The 18971-nt window shown below is 42.9% G+C and carries 10 protein-coding genes; 9 read left to right on the forward strand and 1 reads right to left on the reverse strand.

Features of this window, described 5'->3' with window-relative positions:
- Positions 1-102 precede the first annotated feature (102 nt).
- From fabZ to HP398_RS18610, 4 genes are all read left to right on the forward strand, one after another.
- Positions 103-561, forward strand: coding sequence for a 3-hydroxyacyl-ACP dehydratase FabZ (gene fabZ / locus HP398_RS18595; RefSeq protein ID WP_017252330.1), 459 nt, complete (start codon positions 103-105; stop codon positions 559-561).
- 125 nt (positions 562-686) lie between these two features.
- Positions 687-1424 carry a WecB/TagA/CpsF family glycosyltransferase gene (locus tag HP398_RS18600; protein ID WP_017252329.1) on the forward strand — a complete coding sequence of 246 codons (738 nt, stop codon included), beginning with the start codon at positions 687-689 and terminating at the stop codon, positions 1422-1424.
- A gap of 27 nt (positions 1425-1451) precedes the next feature.
- On the forward strand, positions 1452-2552 hold the full coding sequence (locus HP398_RS18605; RefSeq protein ID WP_173623343.1) for a glycosyltransferase family 4 protein: 1101 nt from the start codon (positions 1452-1454) through the stop codon (positions 2550-2552).
- A 177-nt stretch (positions 2553-2729) separates the two neighbouring features.
- Positions 2730-7235: an S-layer homology domain-containing protein gene (locus HP398_RS18610; protein WP_017252327.1), complete on the forward strand. Its 4506-nt coding sequence runs from the start codon at positions 2730-2732 to the stop codon at positions 7233-7235.
- Between the two features lie 77 nt (positions 7236-7312).
- On the opposite strand, the gene HP398_RS18615 is transcribed toward HP398_RS18610, so the two are convergent.
- Positions 7313-7972, reverse strand: coding sequence for a YigZ family protein (locus HP398_RS18615; RefSeq protein WP_173623344.1), 660 nt, complete (start codon positions 7970-7972; stop codon positions 7313-7315).
- Between the two features lie 272 nt (positions 7973-8244).
- Here HP398_RS18615 and HP398_RS18620 point away from each other — a divergent pair, with 272 nt between their 5' ends.
- The 5 genes from HP398_RS18620 (at position 8245) to HP398_RS18640 (ending at position 18812) form a co-directional block, all read left to right on the forward strand.
- Positions 8245-9453, forward strand: a complete 1209-nt coding sequence (locus tag HP398_RS18620; protein ID WP_017252325.1) for a TolC family protein — start codon at positions 8245-8247, stop codon at positions 9451-9453.
- 447 nt (positions 9454-9900) lie between these two features.
- Complete coding sequence (locus HP398_RS18625; protein WP_173623390.1) at positions 9901-13050, forward strand: S-layer homology domain-containing protein; 3150 nt, start codon at positions 9901-9903, stop codon at positions 13048-13050.
- A gap of 123 nt (positions 13051-13173) precedes the next feature.
- A complete protein-coding gene (locus tag HP398_RS18630) occupies positions 13174-15468 on the forward strand; it encodes a hypothetical protein (protein ID WP_173623345.1) in 2295 nt (764 codons plus the stop codon).
- Positions 15469-15826: 358 nt separating this feature from the next.
- Positions 15827-16510, forward strand: coding sequence for a tetratricopeptide repeat protein (locus HP398_RS18635; RefSeq protein ID WP_173623346.1), 684 nt, complete (start codon positions 15827-15829; stop codon positions 16508-16510).
- A gap of 25 nt (positions 16511-16535) precedes the next feature.
- On the forward strand, positions 16536-18812 hold the full coding sequence (locus HP398_RS18640) for an O-antigen ligase family protein (protein WP_017252321.1): 2277 nt from the start codon (positions 16536-16538) through the stop codon (positions 18810-18812).
- Positions 18813-18971: the final 159 nt, after the last annotated feature.

Here is an 18971-nt window from a genome sequence, read left to right on the forward strand (position 1 = left end):
TGTCAGTTCAACTGGGGCGGGAGTTATGTATATTGTTTTCTTGGTCAAAGGGTATTCATGCATAGACAAGTCTAGTTAAGTATGGAAATGGAGCGATACATAATGGAAATCAAAGCGCCTTTGGATATTATGCAAATTCAGGAAATCATCCCGCATCGTTACCCGTTTTTGCTGATAGATAAAATTGAAGAGCTGGAGTTAGGAAAAAGAGCAGTTGGAATTAAAAATGTCACGGTTAATGAACCGTTTTTTCAAGGCCATTTTCCTGGTTATCCAGTCATGCCTGGTGTCCTTATTGTGGAAGCGTTGGCACAGGTTGGGGCAGTAGCGATGCTCAGCATGGAGGAACATCAAGGAAAAATCGGACTGTTTGCAGGGATTGATGAATTCCGTTTCAAAGATCAGGTGAAGCCGGGAGATACGCTGGTACTTGAGGTTGAGCTTACTCGTGTGCGTGGTACCGTCGGCAAAGGGCATGGAAAAGCATTGGTAAATGGGAAAGTAGTAGCAGAGGGTGGATTGATGTTTGCCCTAACGGCAGGAAATAAGGCACATTCATGATCATCTTGAATGTGCCTTTCTTTTCGGGTAGAATGGCTAATGGGCATCTCCATGCATGAATAAGGTAGTTTAAAAAGTCGTCTTTTTAAACATTGATTTAATAACAAGCACTTGAAGGTGAAGAAATGACCAAACAGGTCGCAACGATATTAGATGTGCCATTTACGACTCGCGGCTTCCGTGAGACTATCGATCATATAACAGAGCGTATACAAAACGGTCAAAAGACCCACGTGGTGACTGCCAATCCGGAAATCGTCATGGTAGCGAGAGAGAATCGCGCTTTCCGTTCTATTGTAGAACAAGCCTATGTCGTTCCAGATGGAATTGGGATCGTGTACGCTGCTAAATGGACGAATCAGCCGATTTATGAGCGCGTTACGGGTGTGGAACTGCTGGAAGCGCTCATGGCCAAAGCCGATCAACATCAGTGGGGCGTGTATTTACTCGGCGCCAAGCCGGATGTCATTCATTTGGCAAAAGACAAACTGAGTGCTCGTTATCCGAACGCCCGAATCGTCGGATGTCGGGATGGCTATTTTCGTCCAGAGGAAGAAACTCAAATTGTACAAGAAATTGCCGAAGCGAAACCGCAGCTCCTGTTCGTCGCACTGGGTGCGCCCAGACAAGATGAATGGATGGCGAAGTATCGCGATCAGTTAAATGCCTCCCTGATGATGGGGGTAGGCGGAAGCTTTGACGTCATTTCCGGGAAAGTGAAGCGCGCTCCCGAGATCTGGCAAAAACTGCATTTGGAATGGTTTTATCGACTTGCTTCCGAGCCTTCTCGCTGGAAGCGTCAACTGGCTATTCCTCGGTTTGTTCTAACCGTACTGAAAGAAAAATGGAGTAGCCGTTCCTAGATGCATCCGTAGAGAGGAGAACAGTCGATGTCTACACTAATCCTCGGATTTCTGACTTCGCTGATCATATCGTTTATTGCAACACCGTATGTAAAAAACCTGGCTGTAAAAGTAGGAGCAGTCGATGCCCCGAACCAGCGCAAGGTACACACGCGAATCATGCCACGTATGGGTGGCTTGGCTATTTATATCGGTTATCTGGTTGCGTTCTTCCTATTTGTCCCGTATACAAGCATATCGGAAATGCTGGGAATTTTTATCGGAAGCACGATCGTGATGGTCGTCGGCATGCTCGATGACAAATACCAGCTCTCGCCAAAATGGAAGCTACTCGGACAGCTAGTCGCAACAGCGATTGTCGTCATTCCTTTTGGCTTGAAAATCGGCGTCGTGAATCTGCCGTATAACGGAAGTATTGATTTCAGCAGTGGCTGGCTCTTCTGGCTCGCGATTCCGATCACGATGTTTTGGATTGTCGGTGTAACGAATGCGGTGAACCTGATTGATGGTCTCGATGGCCTGTCGGCAGGTGTGTCTGCGATTGCCGCAGGGACAATGGGTGTCATGGCCTTGTTGATGGACGATTACAAGGTAGCGACCTACTGTTTCGTGCTCCTCGGAGCGATCTTGGGCTTTCTCTACTTTAACTTTCATCCGGCTCGTCTGTTCATGGGCGACACTGGTTCGCTTTTCTTGGGCTTTAACTTGGCTGCTCTGTCGATCATGGGCTTTAAAGAAGCGTTGTTCGTTTCCTTTATCATTCCCATCGTTGTGCTCGGTGTACCGCTCTGGGATACGTTCTTCGCCATCGTGCGCAGAATCGTGAACAAAAAGCCGATTTCGAGCCCAGACAAAGGGCATTTGCATCACTGTTTGCTCAACATGGGTCTATCCCATCGTTCGACTGTACTCACGATTTACTCGATCAGCATTTTCTTCGGGACGATGGCGATCCTACTGACGAAGACGACCAAGTGGACTACGATTATCGTCATGGTTGCGTTGTTGATCGTTATTCATCTTGGAACGGAGATCGTTGGACTCGTTAGCCGTCGCCACCGTCCGTTGATTAATACGTATAGACGGATCAAAATTAAGCAAGCCGAACAACAGCGTCGGACGAATTGAAAATAAGAAAAGCCCTGGCATCATTTTGATGCTGGGGCTTTTTTTCACCAAAATTTAGGGGGAAACACTTAAGTACAGAAGGGAATTGTCCGATAAAGATAGGGGAGAAGTATACTGCCCGATCTTTTTTGGAGCGGGACATATAAGCAATTCAGAATAATATGGAGAGGTGAAAAAATGAACAAGTCCTATCAACAATTCCGTCGCTGGCTGGCGATGTGCCTGACGATGATGCTGATTGTTACAGGTGTTTTGCCTGCCGTACCTGCTTTTGCGGCACTTGGTTCCAACTGGAATACTGGGGCTGGTATCAAGACGCCAACTGCCTATCTTGCGACTGGTAGCGGTAACGGTTATGCGTACAGTACCCCACTCAAGACCAAATCGAAATTAATATATGGTGTCGAGCTATTTTACAAAGATACCTCGAAAAATGGTCAAGGCGTTGATGTAACAATTGATGGGGTCCCCCTTGCGAATAACCAACTGTTCGCAAATGACAAAATTATACTGCCGGATTTTCAACTGAACAGCAGTGGGGCAGTGACTAAAGTTACGGTAAGACCAAAAGTAACGCTAGATCCAACAAATGATACAACAGAGATCTACTTTCAGTACACACCAACTCCTTCGCCTTCGGGAACAGGCCCGCTAAAATTCAAAAATTCTGGGGAAGGTGAGCATCAAAGCAATCCTAAAAAGGTTACAAGCCGAACAGTAACTGGCTTGGAATACGAGTATGGCATCTCAGCCGCAGTGGATAAAACACAGGCTGTCGAAGTCCAAGTAAACGGAGTGACCGTCCGAACGGTAACGGGAGCAGGAGGCGTATTGCCAGATATTGATTTATCTCCTGGTCTGAATGCTGTACAGCTTTTTGCACCAAATACAGGTGAGCGTGACGTTATTTATTACGAATACAACTCGCAGAATAGCCCGATTTCGATTACAAACTTTTCGGGTGGAACGACAGCCTATAACCCAGTGGTTTATGGCGATTCCACAATCACACTGATTGGTACGTATGGTAGTGGTGTAACCGGAAGCAGCTTGCGAATCAAGCTGATTACGAACAATGGCCAGACGGTTCAGGATTTATCGAATACTGCTCCATCGATTAACGGAAGTACTTTTACATTTAGCAATATCAGCCTGAAACCAGGTCTGAATCAAGTCGCCTTCTATGAAAAGGTGGGAAATGTAACAAAAGAGCACTACCAGTTCTATGTTCAATACAACAACACACCACTAGTTAGTGATTTGAAAGTAAATGATACACCACTGAACGATCCGAATGTCACTTCGAGTCCAACTTATATCACAGTTCCTTCGACTAACCGTCTGAATTTGAACATGGACGGAAAAGCACTCAATGCAGATACAGTTGAAGTGAAAAACCTGCGTACAGGTGATGTAGTCAAAACACAAGTGAACCGCACCGGATCTTTTGGATTGAGTGTACCATCGCAGCTTGGTGAAAATACCCTGGAGATCAGAGTGTTTAACCAAAATAAGGAAGTAGGAACATTCGTCCGCAAGCTGCTGGTTACCACTACCTCATCCGGAAGCTCTGATCAGTTTTACAAAGTAATGCTGGGTGGAGTATCACTACAGCCGAACCAACTATCAACGGTAACAGGTGCAACGTATTCTCCAGCCATGACATTGAATGGTGCGGCACTTTTGAAATTTGTAGATATTGCTGGTGAGCAGCAGTTCCAGGAATTCAAGGTCACGATTTCCGAAGGTGGAAGTAAGAGTGAATACAAGAGTGGAAGTGGATTAACCTTTACACCGATCGGCAATCCGCAAAGCGGCTTTACCGAATATGCGGTAACTGTAGGGGTACCAGCAGGAGTCTTCCAGGATGGAAAAACGTACAAAGTATCGTTGAGCTACCAGTACTTGACAAAAGCATCGAACAATACCGTAACTTCTCCATCTGGCTTTATTAATGTTGCGAACTACGAGTACGAGTTCAAGTACTTGGACAGCACGAAGCCGAATATTACAAAAGTGATTAATTTGGCGAATGCACAAGAGTTGTCTCCAACGGCTGCAAATACGATTGTTACTTCGCCGCTGGAATTGAAGGTCGTCACACAAAATATCTCGAATCCAAACTCTACTGTAAACATTACCTACAACGGACAAACACTGGCGGCAGGGACTGACTATGTTATCCAGACAGCGACCGATGGATTTACACTTACGCTGAGAAAGCTTCCACAGGGTCAGGGTAAATTGGTGATTGGATATAATGGCGGTACAGCATCGACATCTGCTGCCTATACACTGGATATTCGCATTACTCCATATGCGCAAATCACCTATGTAGATGCAACAGGACAGGTTCGCAGCTTCGAAGACGGATATCAAGTGAAGAGTGAGAACGATATCCGAAATCTTGACGGGAAAGTGTACAACTACGTATTGAAGTCGGGTAATATTGAGGCGACGTTGAACGGAGCAACTATCAACATTACCGATATCGATACCAACAAGGGCACATTCTTGATTCAAAAAGACCAACTCGGTTATAAAAAGGGCAACAACGTCCTGAAAATCACGTTAAAAGACGATCCAAAAACCGTGTTTACCTACAATGTTTCATATAACACATCCAAGACGCCATCTGTAGAGGATGTGAAGCTGGAGATCATCTCCAATGGTAAAACCGAAGAGCTGATGAAAAAAGCTGGAGACCCATCCTATAAGACGGGTGCTAACTTCTTGAGCAGCCTGAGCTTTACTGTAAATGATGCAACACATGTATATATCGAAAAGAATGGAAAACGGATCAATGATTTCCGCTACAAGAGTGGAGATTGGGATCAAGACACGACGAATCAGGAATATGTAAAGACTCGTCTGGAAGCAGCTTTGAATAACGATTTGGAAGACCTGTTTGATGAGCACAACATTGATTCACAGTCTCGTTCCCGATTTGGAGGGAAAATGAGCACGAAGAAGTATGGCGATCTTGTTGAAGAAGTGCAAGATGCTGTAACTGATGCGAAAGATCAGGAACAAAAACTGGCCCTCTTCCCTCTGACTCTGAAAAAGGGTGGATCAACGGTCTACACAATCGTAGCAGAAGATGATAATGGTACTGTCATTCGCTATGACATCAACATCGATCAGAAATATTCCAGCTGGGAAGTTCTGTCCCCAGTAAAAGCAAAAGAAAACGATCCGTACATCATCGTTAATAGCAATAGTGCAGTTGTAAAAGTGTTTGCGGAAAATGCGGACAAAGTATTGTTCGGCAAAACAGAAGCGAAAGTAACGAATACAACAAACCCTGACTTCTATTACGACGATGACCAAGGAAAAACAATTCCAGAAACCTACTACGTGTTTACATCTACAGTTCCACTTAAAAAAGGTTTAAACACAGTGAAATTCTCGGTTGTAGTAGGCGATAGCACCTATAAAGACGAAATCAAAATTTACAATGCGAGCTCGAATGTAAATGGTGCTGAATATCGTGATGTATTAGGGAAGAAAGTAGCGTTTAGCGTATTTGATAAGCAATTTGATCTGAAGTTCCCAAAAGGTACCGTATTGCTGTCACCAGATGACAGCCGTGCTGGCCAAGAAGTGAAGAATCCAAACGGAGACATTTTTGTCGATGTGCCTCTCTATTTTGGTATGGCAGACCGAACAACAGGACAAGTAACCATTGAAGAAGACAATTTGGAGGACAGGCTGGTACTCGAATCCAACTTTAACTACGCAAGTCCGTTGTACTATGTCGATGCAGGTGACATAGAGGCTCCGGGTGGACGTGATCCATACTACGATGAAGGCGATGCTCAGGACTTTAAGAGCCGTTGGCAGGACAATCTTGTTCCAAGCCTCCGTGGAACACTTACCATTAAATATGATCCATCGATCGTAAATGCTGCGAACAACATCTTGACCATTTACTATCACAATGGTGACGAGTGGAGAAACATTGGTGGTGTAGTGAATACTGGCGCGAAAACCGTGCAGGTACCGTTTGCTGGATTTGGTTACTACATGGTCATGAAAACAAGAGAATCCTACGATGATGTCATTACCCATGATTTTGCCCGTGATGCGATTGAGACCTTGTATGCAAAAGGCATTATGCCAGCATACAGTGGAAGCAGTTTTGGTGCAAACCGTGACATGACACGCGGAGAATTTGCCACAATGCTGGTAAAAGCGTTGGCACTGCCTATTAACGCAGGTCCATATAAGGATAGCAATGAACGTGATCCTTTAGAGCCTACCTTCACGGATGTCCGTCCTAATCGGAATACGTGGGATTATGAGTACAAGTACATCGAGACGGCTGCTCGCGCTGGGATTATTCGTGGAAAACAGCCAGGCTACTTCCGCCCAGATGATTCTCTGACGCGTGAAGAAGCAACAATCATGATTGCGCGTGCGCTCAACATGAAATTGGCTACGCTCGATGCATCCAAAGTGGCATTGAATAAAATGTTTACAGATGCGAAAGATGTGAGCTACTATGCAGCTCCATCTGTGCTGGCTGTCAGCAAAGGTAAGCTGATGAACGGTGAAGTCAATGACCCATCCGTGAAAAAGCCAACCTACAGCTTCAAGCCTACTCATAATTTGACTCGTGCAGAGATGGCTGTTATCACAGTACGTGTGATGGTCCAACTCAAAAAACTGCCTAAGCAGTAAGTGAATATATTTCGCTATATATAATAGAAGAAAAGCTGAAGAGGTCATCCGCCTCTTCAGCTTTTTTCGTTGAGAAATTACTCTTCTTCCACATCTCCAACCGCGTCCACCGGAACCTCCACATATTCCTTTTCTCCGAGCACGATCTGAGCTTGTCCATTCGTCAAATCGACCATTCGCGCGACGAACTCATCCTGTTCGCCCTCAGGAATCAATACATGCGTGGTAACCTTGTCTGTGAAATCCGTACCACTCACGCGATGTTCGCCTAGACGTAGTTCGTTCTCTACCTTGCCCCACCACGTGTAGTCGACGCTGACAGAAATCGTTTGATGCAGGGTATGCACCACGATCTTCGCAGCCTTAAGTGCAGTAACCGTTCCTGCTGTGTAAGCCCGAACGAGTCCACCAGCCCCAAGCTTGATTCCGCCGAAATAGCGAGTGACGACGACGACCGTATCCTTAACACCGTTTTTCTTGATACACTCGAGAATCGGTTTGCCAGCTGTACCGCTGGGCTCCCCGTCATCACTTGATCGCTGAATTTGATCGTTTTCGCCAATGACAAAAGCGGAACAGTTATGGGTAGCATCCCAGTGCTTCTTTTTAATCATCGCGATAAACGCTGTCGCTTCTTCTTCGGTTGTAACCCGCTTGGCATATCCGATAAAACGGGAGCGTTCAATAACGATATAGTCCTCACCGTAGCCAGCGATAGTTTTGTATTGCGTAAGCATCGTACAATCACCTCAAGAAAAGGATAGCATGCAAAAGAAATGTTGGCGAACACTGAAATGTTTTTGACACATAATCGTAGTACTCTATGTGGTGCTTCTGGAATAAAAAAGGAAAGGGAGGAGCTATCTATGATTCCCTTATGAAAATGCTGGTATGGCATAATTTTGCGTGTGAGAAGTATAACTCTGTGATATAGTGATCTTGGGACAAACCACATATTTAATGTGGTTAATAATTTTATGCTCAATATAAAATAAAGGAGTGGAATTCAGTGAATTTTCCATATTCGAAAAAGAAATGGATGTCCATCAGTTTGGCGGCAGTATTAACAACAGCGCTAGGCGCAGGAAGCTTGACGGCATCTGCGAATACAGGCTCCGATCAAACAAAGGCACCTACGACTGTACAAGCATCAAATGATAAAACAACAACACAAACCGGTACAGGGAGCCAGACTACTACTGAGGCTGCTGCAAGTGAGGAGCTGACTTTGGAAAAAGCCGTTGAACAGGCTCTGAAGTCAAATGCTAAGCTTAATGAGACACGTCTGGATGCAAAAAATGCAGACATTAATCAGTCACTTACTTATGTAAGTAACTCTGAAATGCCAAGCAGTACGATTGAAACGCTGGAAGATGCACAACGCAAATATGTGACAAATGAGAATGGGAAAGTGAACAAAAAGCTCAATGCACTGTACGTAAAATCAGCTGAAGCAAAAACAAAGCTAGGGGCACAAGATGTCTATTACAAGCTGATTTTTGCTCAAGATGATTTGAACTTGAAGAAACAAAGCTTGGCGCGTTCAGAAGCACAGCTGAAGGTAGCAAAGGCTGCATTCGATGTGGGAACGAATGCAAAAACAGATGTTTTGGAAGCAGAGATGGGAGTAGCAGCGGCAAAAGCACAATTGAAGTCTGCAGAAAACGCTGTGGAAATTGCTCTTATGGATCTAAATGACTTCCTCGGAGTAGATTTAAATAAAGAATGGAAGCTCGTCACATCGAATAAGCAAACGGCCCCTATTAAGCTGACGAACGAGCAAGCCAAGGAGCAGGCACTCTCCAACCGGGTAGAAATTACGAGAGCAGAAGAAGAGCTCAAGCTGGCTGAACTGAACGTGAAGCTGATCGATGAGTATTTGGCTGTATCTACTCTTCAAGGTCAACAGGCGCGCAATAATGTGGAAAAAGCCAAGCTTGCTATCGATGAGCAAAAGCGTGTTGTTATCAAAGATGTAACAGAAGCATATCTCAACCTGAATGCGGCAAGAGAAGGGATTGAGTTCCGTAAGTCTGCAAAGGATTCTGCTGCGGAGAGCTATCGCCTGAAAAATCTGCGCTTTGAGAATGGGCTCGCAACTACTTTGGAGGTTATCCAGTCCGAAGAAGCGTTGTCTACTAGCGAGAACGAGTACCAAAAGGCTGTATTGTCATACAACCTGGCTGTTGTAGCTTTTGAAACAGCTCTGGGCAACTAACTGAAAACAAGATTTGTAAGCTTTCGAATCCAATTGGAAAAAGGTTCAGTCGTGACAGCCCGCCATATGTCCCCTATAATACGGATTGTGGCGGATGTCACTTCGTACATAATGGACAGGTGAATAACGAACCACGAAAAAAACTTTAATTTTTTTTCGAAGGCGCCGCAACTTTTGATTCGCTCAGGCGTTTAATAGGATGTCACACGAAAAACGGGGAATTGTGTAAAAAAGATTCACGAATTCTAGCAGTTGTGTTACACTAGTGATTGTTGCATTTTACACAATACTGAATATACTAGAGATTTTTAACACAAAAAGCGAGGCTTTCCTGCGAAAGGAGGTGACACGCGCTTGCAGGATTCGGGCTTTAAAAAGAAAGATAGATTAACAACAAATATTCCCCAAGAACAATTTGTTTATACTAGAGGAGGAGAACACAAGGTTATGAAAAAGGTCGTTAACAGTGTATTGGCTAGTGCACTCGCACTTACTGTTGCTCCAATGGCTTTCGCAGCAGAAGAAGCAGCAACAACTACAGCTCCTAAAATGGACGCTGAAATGGAAAAAACCGTAAAACGTCTGGAAGCTCTTGGCCTGGTAGCAGGTTATGGCAACGGCGAATACGGTGTAGACAAAACTATCACTCGTGCAGAGTTCGCTACTCTGATCGTTCGCGCTCGCGGACTGGAGCAAGGTGCGAAATTGGCACAATTCAGCAATACTTACACTGACGTTAAATCTTCTGATTGGTTTGCTGGTTTCGTAAACGTAGCTTCCGGCGAAGAGATCGTAAAAGGTTTCCCGGACAAATCTTTCAAACCACAAAACCAAGTTACTTATGCTGAAGCAGTAACTATGATCGTTCGTGCACTGGGTTATGAGCCAGCAGTTAAAGGTGTATGGCCTAACAGCATGATCTCCAAAGCTTCCGAGCTGAACATTGCTAGAAGCATCACTTCTCCTAACAATGCAGCAGTTCGTGGCGACATCTTCAAAATGCTCGACAACGCTCTTCGTGTAGACCTGATGGAGCGTAAAGGATACGGTACTGAAGCTACTTATGAGGTAACAAACGAGAACCTCTTGACTAAGTACCTGAAAGTTACTGTTCGTGACATGGAATGGGCTCAAGAAGCTGGCCGTGACGGCGATGACTTGCCACTGGTAACAAACGTACCTGCTATCGGTTTGGGCAAAATCAAAGCTAACGAAGTAACTTTGAATGGTAAAAATGCTGGTATCGGCAACACTACTTACAAAGTAGCTGACGGTATCAACTCTAACGAATTCGCTGGTCAACACGTACAAGTGTGGATCAAAGACGACCGTGAAGACGTAATCGTTTGGATGGAAGGTTCCACAGACGAAGAAGTTATCATGGACCGTGTGAGCGAATGGGAACTGAAAGGCAAAAAGTTCTCCGATGCTAAAGATCTGAGCAACTCCGATCTGAAAGATCTGAAACTGATTTTGGATGCTAGCGAGAAATCCTACCGTCTGAACAAAGACACTGTTGTTACTTACAACTTCAAACGTTACACTGATGCAGTTGACGGTTTGAAAGAAATCATCAAAGATGGCGATGGCTTCACTTTTGGTGTGAAAGTTGTTCTGGATGACAACAACGAAATTGCTTACATGCACGTAATCGACGATCAAACTATGAACCAAACTGACGAAGGTCGCAAGTATGGTTCTGAAGTGATCAGCAAAGTCGATGTTGAAAAGAAAAAGATCACGAACATTGACAACGACAAGTTCAATGAGCTGGAAAACAAAGATGAAGGTAAAGACTTCCTCGTATTCCTCAATGGTAAACCAGCTAAATTCAGCGATCTGAAAGAAAACATGGTTTACAGCGTTTACTATCCAGAAGGTGACGAAGACAAGTTCCTGATCTTCGCTACTGACACGATTGTAGAAGGTAAAGTAGACAAAGTTGTTATGCGTAACAGCAACGACTACCGTCTGACTGTTGGAGACAAAACATACCGTATCTACAAAGGTGCTACTTACTCCGATAACGGAAACAAAGACGTTGAAGATACTGATGGATCCAACTGGGATCTGATCAAAGATCTTGACGGCGAAACAGTAAAACTGTACCTGGATGCTTCTGGTCGTGTTCGTCACGTAACTACTAAGGATCCAATCGACGATCGCAAACAAAAAGCAATCGTTACTCGTGCAGCTTACAATGACTATGGTAAAGACAAATGGCAATTCACTGTATTGACTCAAAAAGGCAAAAAAGTGAATGTTGAGTTGGAAGCTAAAGACATCTATGATGTAAACGGCAAAAACTTCGACAAAAACGGTAACGAGAGCGAACTGGAAGAGCTTCTCCAACCTAAGAAAGACGACAGCAACGTTCTGCTTGAAGTTGAACTTGACAAAGAAGGTAAAGCAGAAAAAGTTCGTATCCTGAAAACAGATCTGATTCGTTCTTCTGGAACTGACTGGAACAAACTTGCTGACGAAGACGATGAAATGGTTGACGACTACGAAGTAAATGAAGATACTGCGATCTTCGACATGACTGGTGAGATCAAAGACGCAAACAAACGTCCTGAACTGAAAAACGCTAAAGCTACGAAGTTCAAAAACATCGCAGATGAAGACGATCTGACTGTATACTACACAGTTGACGAAAATAAAGATGAAGTTGAAGCAATCTTCGTAGTTGAAGGTGACGGTTTGGGTGGCGATGCCCAATACGGTATGGTTTGGGATTACGGAAGATCCGGTGGAGATGACACTATCCAAGTTCTCACTAAAACCGGTGACAAAGTCGAATTGAAAACTTACCCATTGGACAAAGATTCCGAAGATCTGAAAGACGATCGTGGTATCAAACGCGGCGACTTCATCGCATTCCAATTGGATACTAACGATGAAGTAGTTGTGGACGATGTTGTTGAAGTAGTTAACAACAACCTCGAAGATTCCGACGAGAAAATGCTCGCTAAGATCGCTGACAAAGACGAGTGGAAAGATGCTAGCATCGACAAAATCAAAGTGGGTCTGGTATCTAACGTAGATGGCAACACCATCACCGTTAAAGATGCTGATGACAAAAAATCCACTATCTCCACTAAATCTTCTACTGCATTCCTGGACATCTTCGATGATCTGGAAGGCGTAGACGGCGTGAGCAAAGGCGACTACATCGTTGCTATCGATAGCTCCGACGTTTCTGGTAACAAGTACGACTACGTATTGATCATTTCCGACGAAGATGAAGTAGATAAAGAAGGTTGGGAAGATGAAGCGGAAGCGTTCTTGAAACAAGAAAAAGGCGATACTCCAAACCCAGGTAAATGGGATGCTATTGCTGACTCCGCAACTGGTAAACAGTTCGCTATCGGTCCAGTAAACTCTTACTCTGTAACTGTAGAAATCAAATCCGGTAAAGAATCCGAGATTGATAACGCAGTTATCAAAGTTGGCGGCGAAACCTTCACTGGTAAAGTAAGCAACGGAGAAATCGTATTCGAATTCTCTACTGACAAAACAGATGCTACTACTGGTGTAATCACTGTAACAAGTGAAAAAGGCGACACTGACAAAGCAAACGTAACTTTCAAAAAATAATTTTGTGAGTTAAAGCCTTTTACGTGAGTCGAACAGCGGAGGGAGTCACCTCTCTCCGCTGTTCATTACATACTCACTCACAAAAAATAGAGACTTCCTATCAAACTTACGGAGGGGTAGTACGTGAATAAAAAAGTAGCTCTTTCCATCCTTTCTGCTACAGTAGTTGCTAGCATGGCTTCTTCCGCTTTTGCAGCACCAAAATCTGGTGTTTATTTGGGTGGAGATGTAGACAGATACTATGAATTGCGTGACCTGTTCAACCTGACAGATGCAGGTAAAACAAAATTTGCAGCTGACATGAAAGTAACTGCTTTCGACAAACTGATCTACGTTGACTTCGACGGTAAAGGTGCAAGCCTCCGCGAAATCATGAACGGTGAGTTCAGCAAAGTTAAGAGAGACCTGAAAAAATCCGATTTCGAAGGCGTTTATACGAAATCTAACCTCGATGGTTCTAACGGTGCAACTTACGATCCTCGTAACGATGCAATCGATGGACCAACTGGCGATCTGAAAGTTGATTCCGTAGCTGCTGTAAGCGGTAGCCAAATCAAGATCAACTTCAGCATTCCAGTAAGCAATGCTGGCGGCGAATTGTTTAATGCTCAAACTAAAGTGATCAACTCTAGCAATATTACAGTTGCTGGATTGGGAAGCGCTGCTCAACTTGGAACTTTAACTGGTTCTTTGAGTGAAGATGGTAAAACTCTTACTATCACAAACTCTCTTGCATTTAACGGTGACTACTCCGTTTATGTTAAGAAAGATTCCATCATCAGCAAAGACGATGTAAACAAAAAAGTTGCTGAATTCCTTGGCAACGTAAAAATTACAGACTCTACTGCTCCTACTTACACTGGAGTAACTTATGATGGTTCTACTGCTATCGTGAAGTTCAGCGAGCCACTGAAATCTGTGGGAACTGTGACACTTGACGGTAAAACATTGACCACATCCGACTACACACTTTCCGGTGACACACTCGAAGTTACTGGTTTGACTGCTGGTAAAGCTAGCACTTTGGTTATTGTAGGTGCTACTGACAATGCAGGTAACATCATCGCTCCAAACCCAACAACAGTTGCATTGACTGCACCAGTTGATACTGTGAAGCCTACAGTAGCTGTTTCTGCGAAAAACACTACATTGACCTTCAAGTTCAGCGAAGCTCTTAAACTCGTTGATGCAGATGGAGATCAGGCTACTGATGACTATGCAAAAGTAACTATTGGTTCTAACACATTCACCCTGGGTGCAAGCAACCAAGATACTACTGACAAAACCAAATTTACTTTTGATGCTGCGCAATATGTGGCAGGTAGCTTCCTGAATGCTACAGTTAAAGTTGAAGCATTTACTGACAAGTCTGGCTTGGTAGGAGATGCTTTCACAACTTCTGTAATGCTCACTAAAGATAACACTGCACCAGCATTTGTGTCTGCTTCTTCTAAAGATGATAAACTGATTGTGAAGTTTGATGAGGATGTTGATGCAAACAGCCTCACTAACGTTACAATTAAGTACACGGACAAAGATAATGTTGTAACTAACATCTCAGCTGCAGCATTGGGTCAAGTTGCTAGCCATTATGATGCTAACAACAACGGAGCAATCGATGGTGAAGATGAGAATTACTTGGTACTCCCAGTTACTGAACAAAACCTGCTTGAAAATGCTAAGCTGAAGCCAGGTAAATATGAAGTAACAATCGCTGCAGGCAAAGTACAAGATAAAGTACCTAACGCAACTACTGCTGATACTAAATTTACTTTGACTGTAACTGGTTCTTCCGAATCTTCTGCTGTTGTTGAAGTAGTGGATGCAGATACTAAACAAGTAGCACCAGGCAAATTGTTGGTTAAATTCAACAAACAAATGGCTTCTTCTGCTCTGGTTGCAGGCAACTATTCCTTGGATGGAGTTGCACTGAACCCAAGCACTTCTAACCTGTACTTCGATAGCTCTAAAGACAAAGTGGTTATCGAGTTGCCAGAAGGTTTCATTAGTGCTTCCGGTAACCGCCTGTTGAAAGTTGCTAACGTTGTAGACGTTGATGGTAACACTTTGAAAGCTGGCGAAGATACTGACGTAGTAGACTTGGATGAGAACGTGAAACCAGTAGCTTCTTCTGTAGCTTTGGTTGATTCCTCCAACTTCGTAATCAACTTCTCTGAAGAAATCTCCTTGCCACAAGGAGCTGTTACAGGTGTAACTGTTAAAGTTAATGGAGCAACAACAAAACTTGCAGATACTACACCGTTTACAGTGAATTCTGACAACAAGTCTGTAACTGTTGCAGTATACAATGCAAACTCCTTGTCTGTGAACGATCAAATCAATGTTACTTTCCAAGGCGCTAACATTGTAGATAAGAAAAACAATGCAGTTAAAGACGGTTCTGTAAGCAACCGCTAATAGCTGTGCAAGAACCCCTTTATGGGGAGAAGGTTGTCGAGAATTTCTCGGCAACCTTTTTTTGCTTTTCTTGAAGTACATTTTCATGTGGTATATATTCTGTAAAATGATCATTACATCAATTTTTCATTTATCGTGGGAATGCGAATTTGTATCATTGCAATAATTAATATGCGTTGTTAACTGGGAGAAAAGGAAGGTTTGGTTTTGGCTGAGTTACTAACATAGTTATTATCTTCAGAGTTGGGGAGTCCTAGTAATAGGCTCTTTTTTTTTGTTTTCAGCAACTAATTTATAGGAATGTGCTAATATAGAATGGTATCTCAGTATTTTCTAGAATATGGAGGACCTAACGTTCATGAAGTACGTACATTTAGTGGGTGTATTCCTATTGTCTTTAGCGATTATTACTGGATGTGCAAAGGAAACCGAAGCACCTACACCTATAGCTCAAGAAAAGAAGACTGAAACTTCAAATCCTGGTAAGGAAAAGTTTGATGCTGCATTAGCTCTATACAACTCTGGAAAAATGGATGAAGCAAAGTCAGCATTTGAGGAATGTGTAAAGCTCGACGCTTCAAATGGTATCTATGAGTACTACCTGGGTAATATCTCTCGGAAACAAAATGATCTCAGTAAAGCACTGAGTTATTATCAAAATGCAGTTACAAAGTCACCAGACATGATCGAAGGCTACAACAATATTGTAGCAATTCAAATGTTGAATCAAGATTTCGAGAATGCGCTTCTTACGGCTAACAAAGGCCTTCAAGTAAAGCCGGATTTTGCAGATCTTAAATTTAAGCTCGGACAAATCTACTTTGTTCAAAATAAATTTGAAGAGTCGGTAAAAGTCTTGTCGGAAATTACGAGTGATCCTAAGTATTTTGAAGCTTACCGTTTTATCGGATTCGGGTATATGCAATTGAACAAAAAACAAGAAGCGGTAACCAATATGAAAAAATACTTGGAACTTGCTCCTGAGGGAACGAATACAAAGGTTGAGGTTGCTAACATAGTAAAGGAACTTGAATCTAAATAGGAAAGAAGCAAGCCGGAGGTCTAAAATGCAACAATTAGTGAAATGGGGGCTATTTGCAGCTTTAGCCCTCCTATTTTTATGCACGCCATATCTTCGAGGACTATTTTTTGATACTGATTTTTATTTAATCGAAGTAAGTCTAATTCTACTATTTCTGATCGCAGCCCTATGGATGATCAGGAAAAATCAACAATATGAGCATTTAATCTATTTGATTGTATTTTTCATTCCACTGACTCATGTTTTATCACTACTCGGTGCGGAAACTCCCATGGGAGCTTTGGACAACTTATTTCGTTGGTTAACCTACGCGATTCTTTTTATCATGTTAATTTGGTTACGACAGATCGACCACAATGATAAAGTGGAAAAGCTGCTGCCAATCGTTTTTAATGCAACGGGCGTATGGATTAGTTTTTTTTCACTTGCTGGTTTTTGGAATTGGATTGTATTTAAGGATATAGTCCTTTCGGGAAGGCTGGCAGGGCCACTCCAATATCCCAACACATTTGCTACGATTATCTGTGCATTTTGGCTGTATGCTCTTGTCTATTTGGCAAAAAAAGAAATCAAAGTCTTGACTACACTTTTCTTCAGCTTGCCGTTGGTAGCATATGGCGTTTGTTTTTTCTTATCGTACTCACGTGGCGCAATGGTCGTTTTTCCTGTGGCGTGGTTCATTGGAGTACTCCTTCTCAAGGGCAAGGAACAAATTCAATACCTTGCATTTACTGTTTTCTCTCTAGTCGCTTCACTCCTAGTGTTCCAAAAAATGACTGCAGCTGGGTCTGAAAACGTAGATGATGCAGGTTTACTCGCATTCGTTGCGGCAAGTATTATCGTAATGGTACTGGTGCTGCTTACACAAAGGATCGTTAATAATAGTAGTTTTATGAAAGAAACGAAGAAACCTCTGATTCGCTTTGTATTGCCCGGTTTTATTTTATTAGTTGGGTTATTAACTTTGCTGGATTTCAAAAACCAGGGATTGCTATACCAGGCTATGCCTGAGTCATTGCAGCAGCGAATAACTGATATTAACTTGGGTACTTCTAGTGTATTGGGAAGAACCAATATGTATATGGATGCTTTTGCAGTGAGTAAGGAGGCCCCTGTATTCGGTTTTGGTGGCGAAGGATGGAGAGTCGTTTATCCTGCTCATCAAGAGCTTCCCTACTATAGTAATGAGGTCCATAACGGTTATTTGGAGATATTGCTTAATACAGGATGGTTAGGGCTCATTGTTTTCATTGGCGTGATATGCTTTCTGGTAGTGAAGATACTCATTCGCATCAAGAAAGAACAAGAGGAGGATAGCGATTCGACTATCGCAGTTGCCTCCCTAGTATCCTTGTCCATTATATTGATGCATGCTTTCATAGATTTTGATTTCTCTTTTGGTACGGTATGGTTTATTGTTTTCTGGCTGATAGCAATTGCAGTACCATTACAGTCAACAGATATGAAAACACGCTTCCAATACTCGCGGTTCTTGATCACTCTTATCGCTGTTTGTGTAGGAATAGTCGGTGTATATTCGGGAAGGATTCTCTTTGCACAAAACACTATTTCTGCGTTAACAAGTGAAGTAGATGTAGAAGCTGCACAACCGATATTGGAGAAAGCAGTTAAGCTAAACCCTTATCATACGGAATATGCGATGAACCTGGCTAAAGTGTATGCGACGAAGTACACACAGTCACAGCAGAGCGAGTGGAAATCTAAAGCAGAAGCAACATTAAATAGTACTGAGCAACTCGAACCCAAGGCGTCTGAGGTTTTATACAAGATCGGCAACGTATATCTCTTCATGAATGATTGGGTAAAAGCCGATCAATATTTCCAAAAGGCTTGGGAGCAAGATCATTTTAATGTTCACTTCTATGATGCGAGCATTCAGGTAAATGCACAGGTTGCATTCCAATTGGCAAAACAAAATCAAAAAGATCAAGCATCAGTACTTGCTGGGAAGGCTTTAGATAAATACAAGGATTACGTAAGTCGGATAGAACCTTTCAAGGCAGAGGCAATCCCTGACAAGCGGCCATTAGATTTGAATGCCTATACGTATTTTTATCTTGGGCAAGCGAATATTATTTTAGGGAACTACGCAGATAGTCTTGAACAACTTAAATTGGTTACTGATCCGAGTATTACACTCGAAGTGCAGGCTCTCATGATCATTGCATATGAGAAGTTGGGGCAAAATAGTGTAGCAATCGAATTGACTCAGAAATTACAAGGACAGTCCCCGAAGTATAAGCAGCTTTTGGATGACTATCGGGCCATGTTAATAGAATAGTTGGGTAAGGATAAAAGGATGTTGAAATCATATCAACATCCTTTTTTAGCGTAATAGAAACTATGTAATTGTCGACTTCTGTATAATAATGAAACTTATATTTGCAGTAATATGATGTTATTCTACAAATATATTTTTGTTTCATTCATGGTATAGTAA

Origin of the sequence: Brevibacillus sp. HB1.4B, from assembly GCF_013284285.1 — a bacterium.
Classification (GTDB): Bacteria; Bacillota; Bacilli; order Brevibacillales; family Brevibacillaceae; genus Brevibacillus; species Brevibacillus porteri.

Coding starts and splice junctions, on each gene's coding strand:
- fabZ (WP_017252330.1), top strand. CDS start 103: ATGGAAATCAAAGCGCCTTTGGATATTATGCAAATTCAGGAAATCATC.
- HP398_RS18600 (WP_017252329.1), top strand. CDS start 687: ATGACCAAACAGGTCGCAACGATATTAGATGTGCCATTTACGACTCGC.
- HP398_RS18605 (WP_173623343.1), top strand. CDS start 1,452: ATGTCTACACTAATCCTCGGATTTCTGACTTCGCTGATCATATCGTTT.
- HP398_RS18610 (WP_017252327.1), top strand. CDS start 2,730: ATGAACAAGTCCTATCAACAATTCCGTCGCTGGCTGGCGATGTGCCTG.
- HP398_RS18615 (WP_173623344.1), bottom strand. CDS start 7,972: ATGCTTACGCAATACAAAACTATCGCTGGCTACGGTGAGGACTATATC.
- HP398_RS18625 (WP_173623390.1), top strand. CDS start 9,901: ATGAAAAAGGTCGTTAACAGTGTATTGGCTAGTGCACTCGCACTTACT.
- HP398_RS18635 (WP_173623346.1), top strand. CDS start 15,827: ATGAAGTACGTACATTTAGTGGGTGTATTCCTATTGTCTTTAGCGATT.
- HP398_RS18640 (WP_017252321.1), top strand. CDS start 16,536: ATGCAACAATTAGTGAAATGGGGGCTATTTGCAGCTTTAGCCCTCCTA.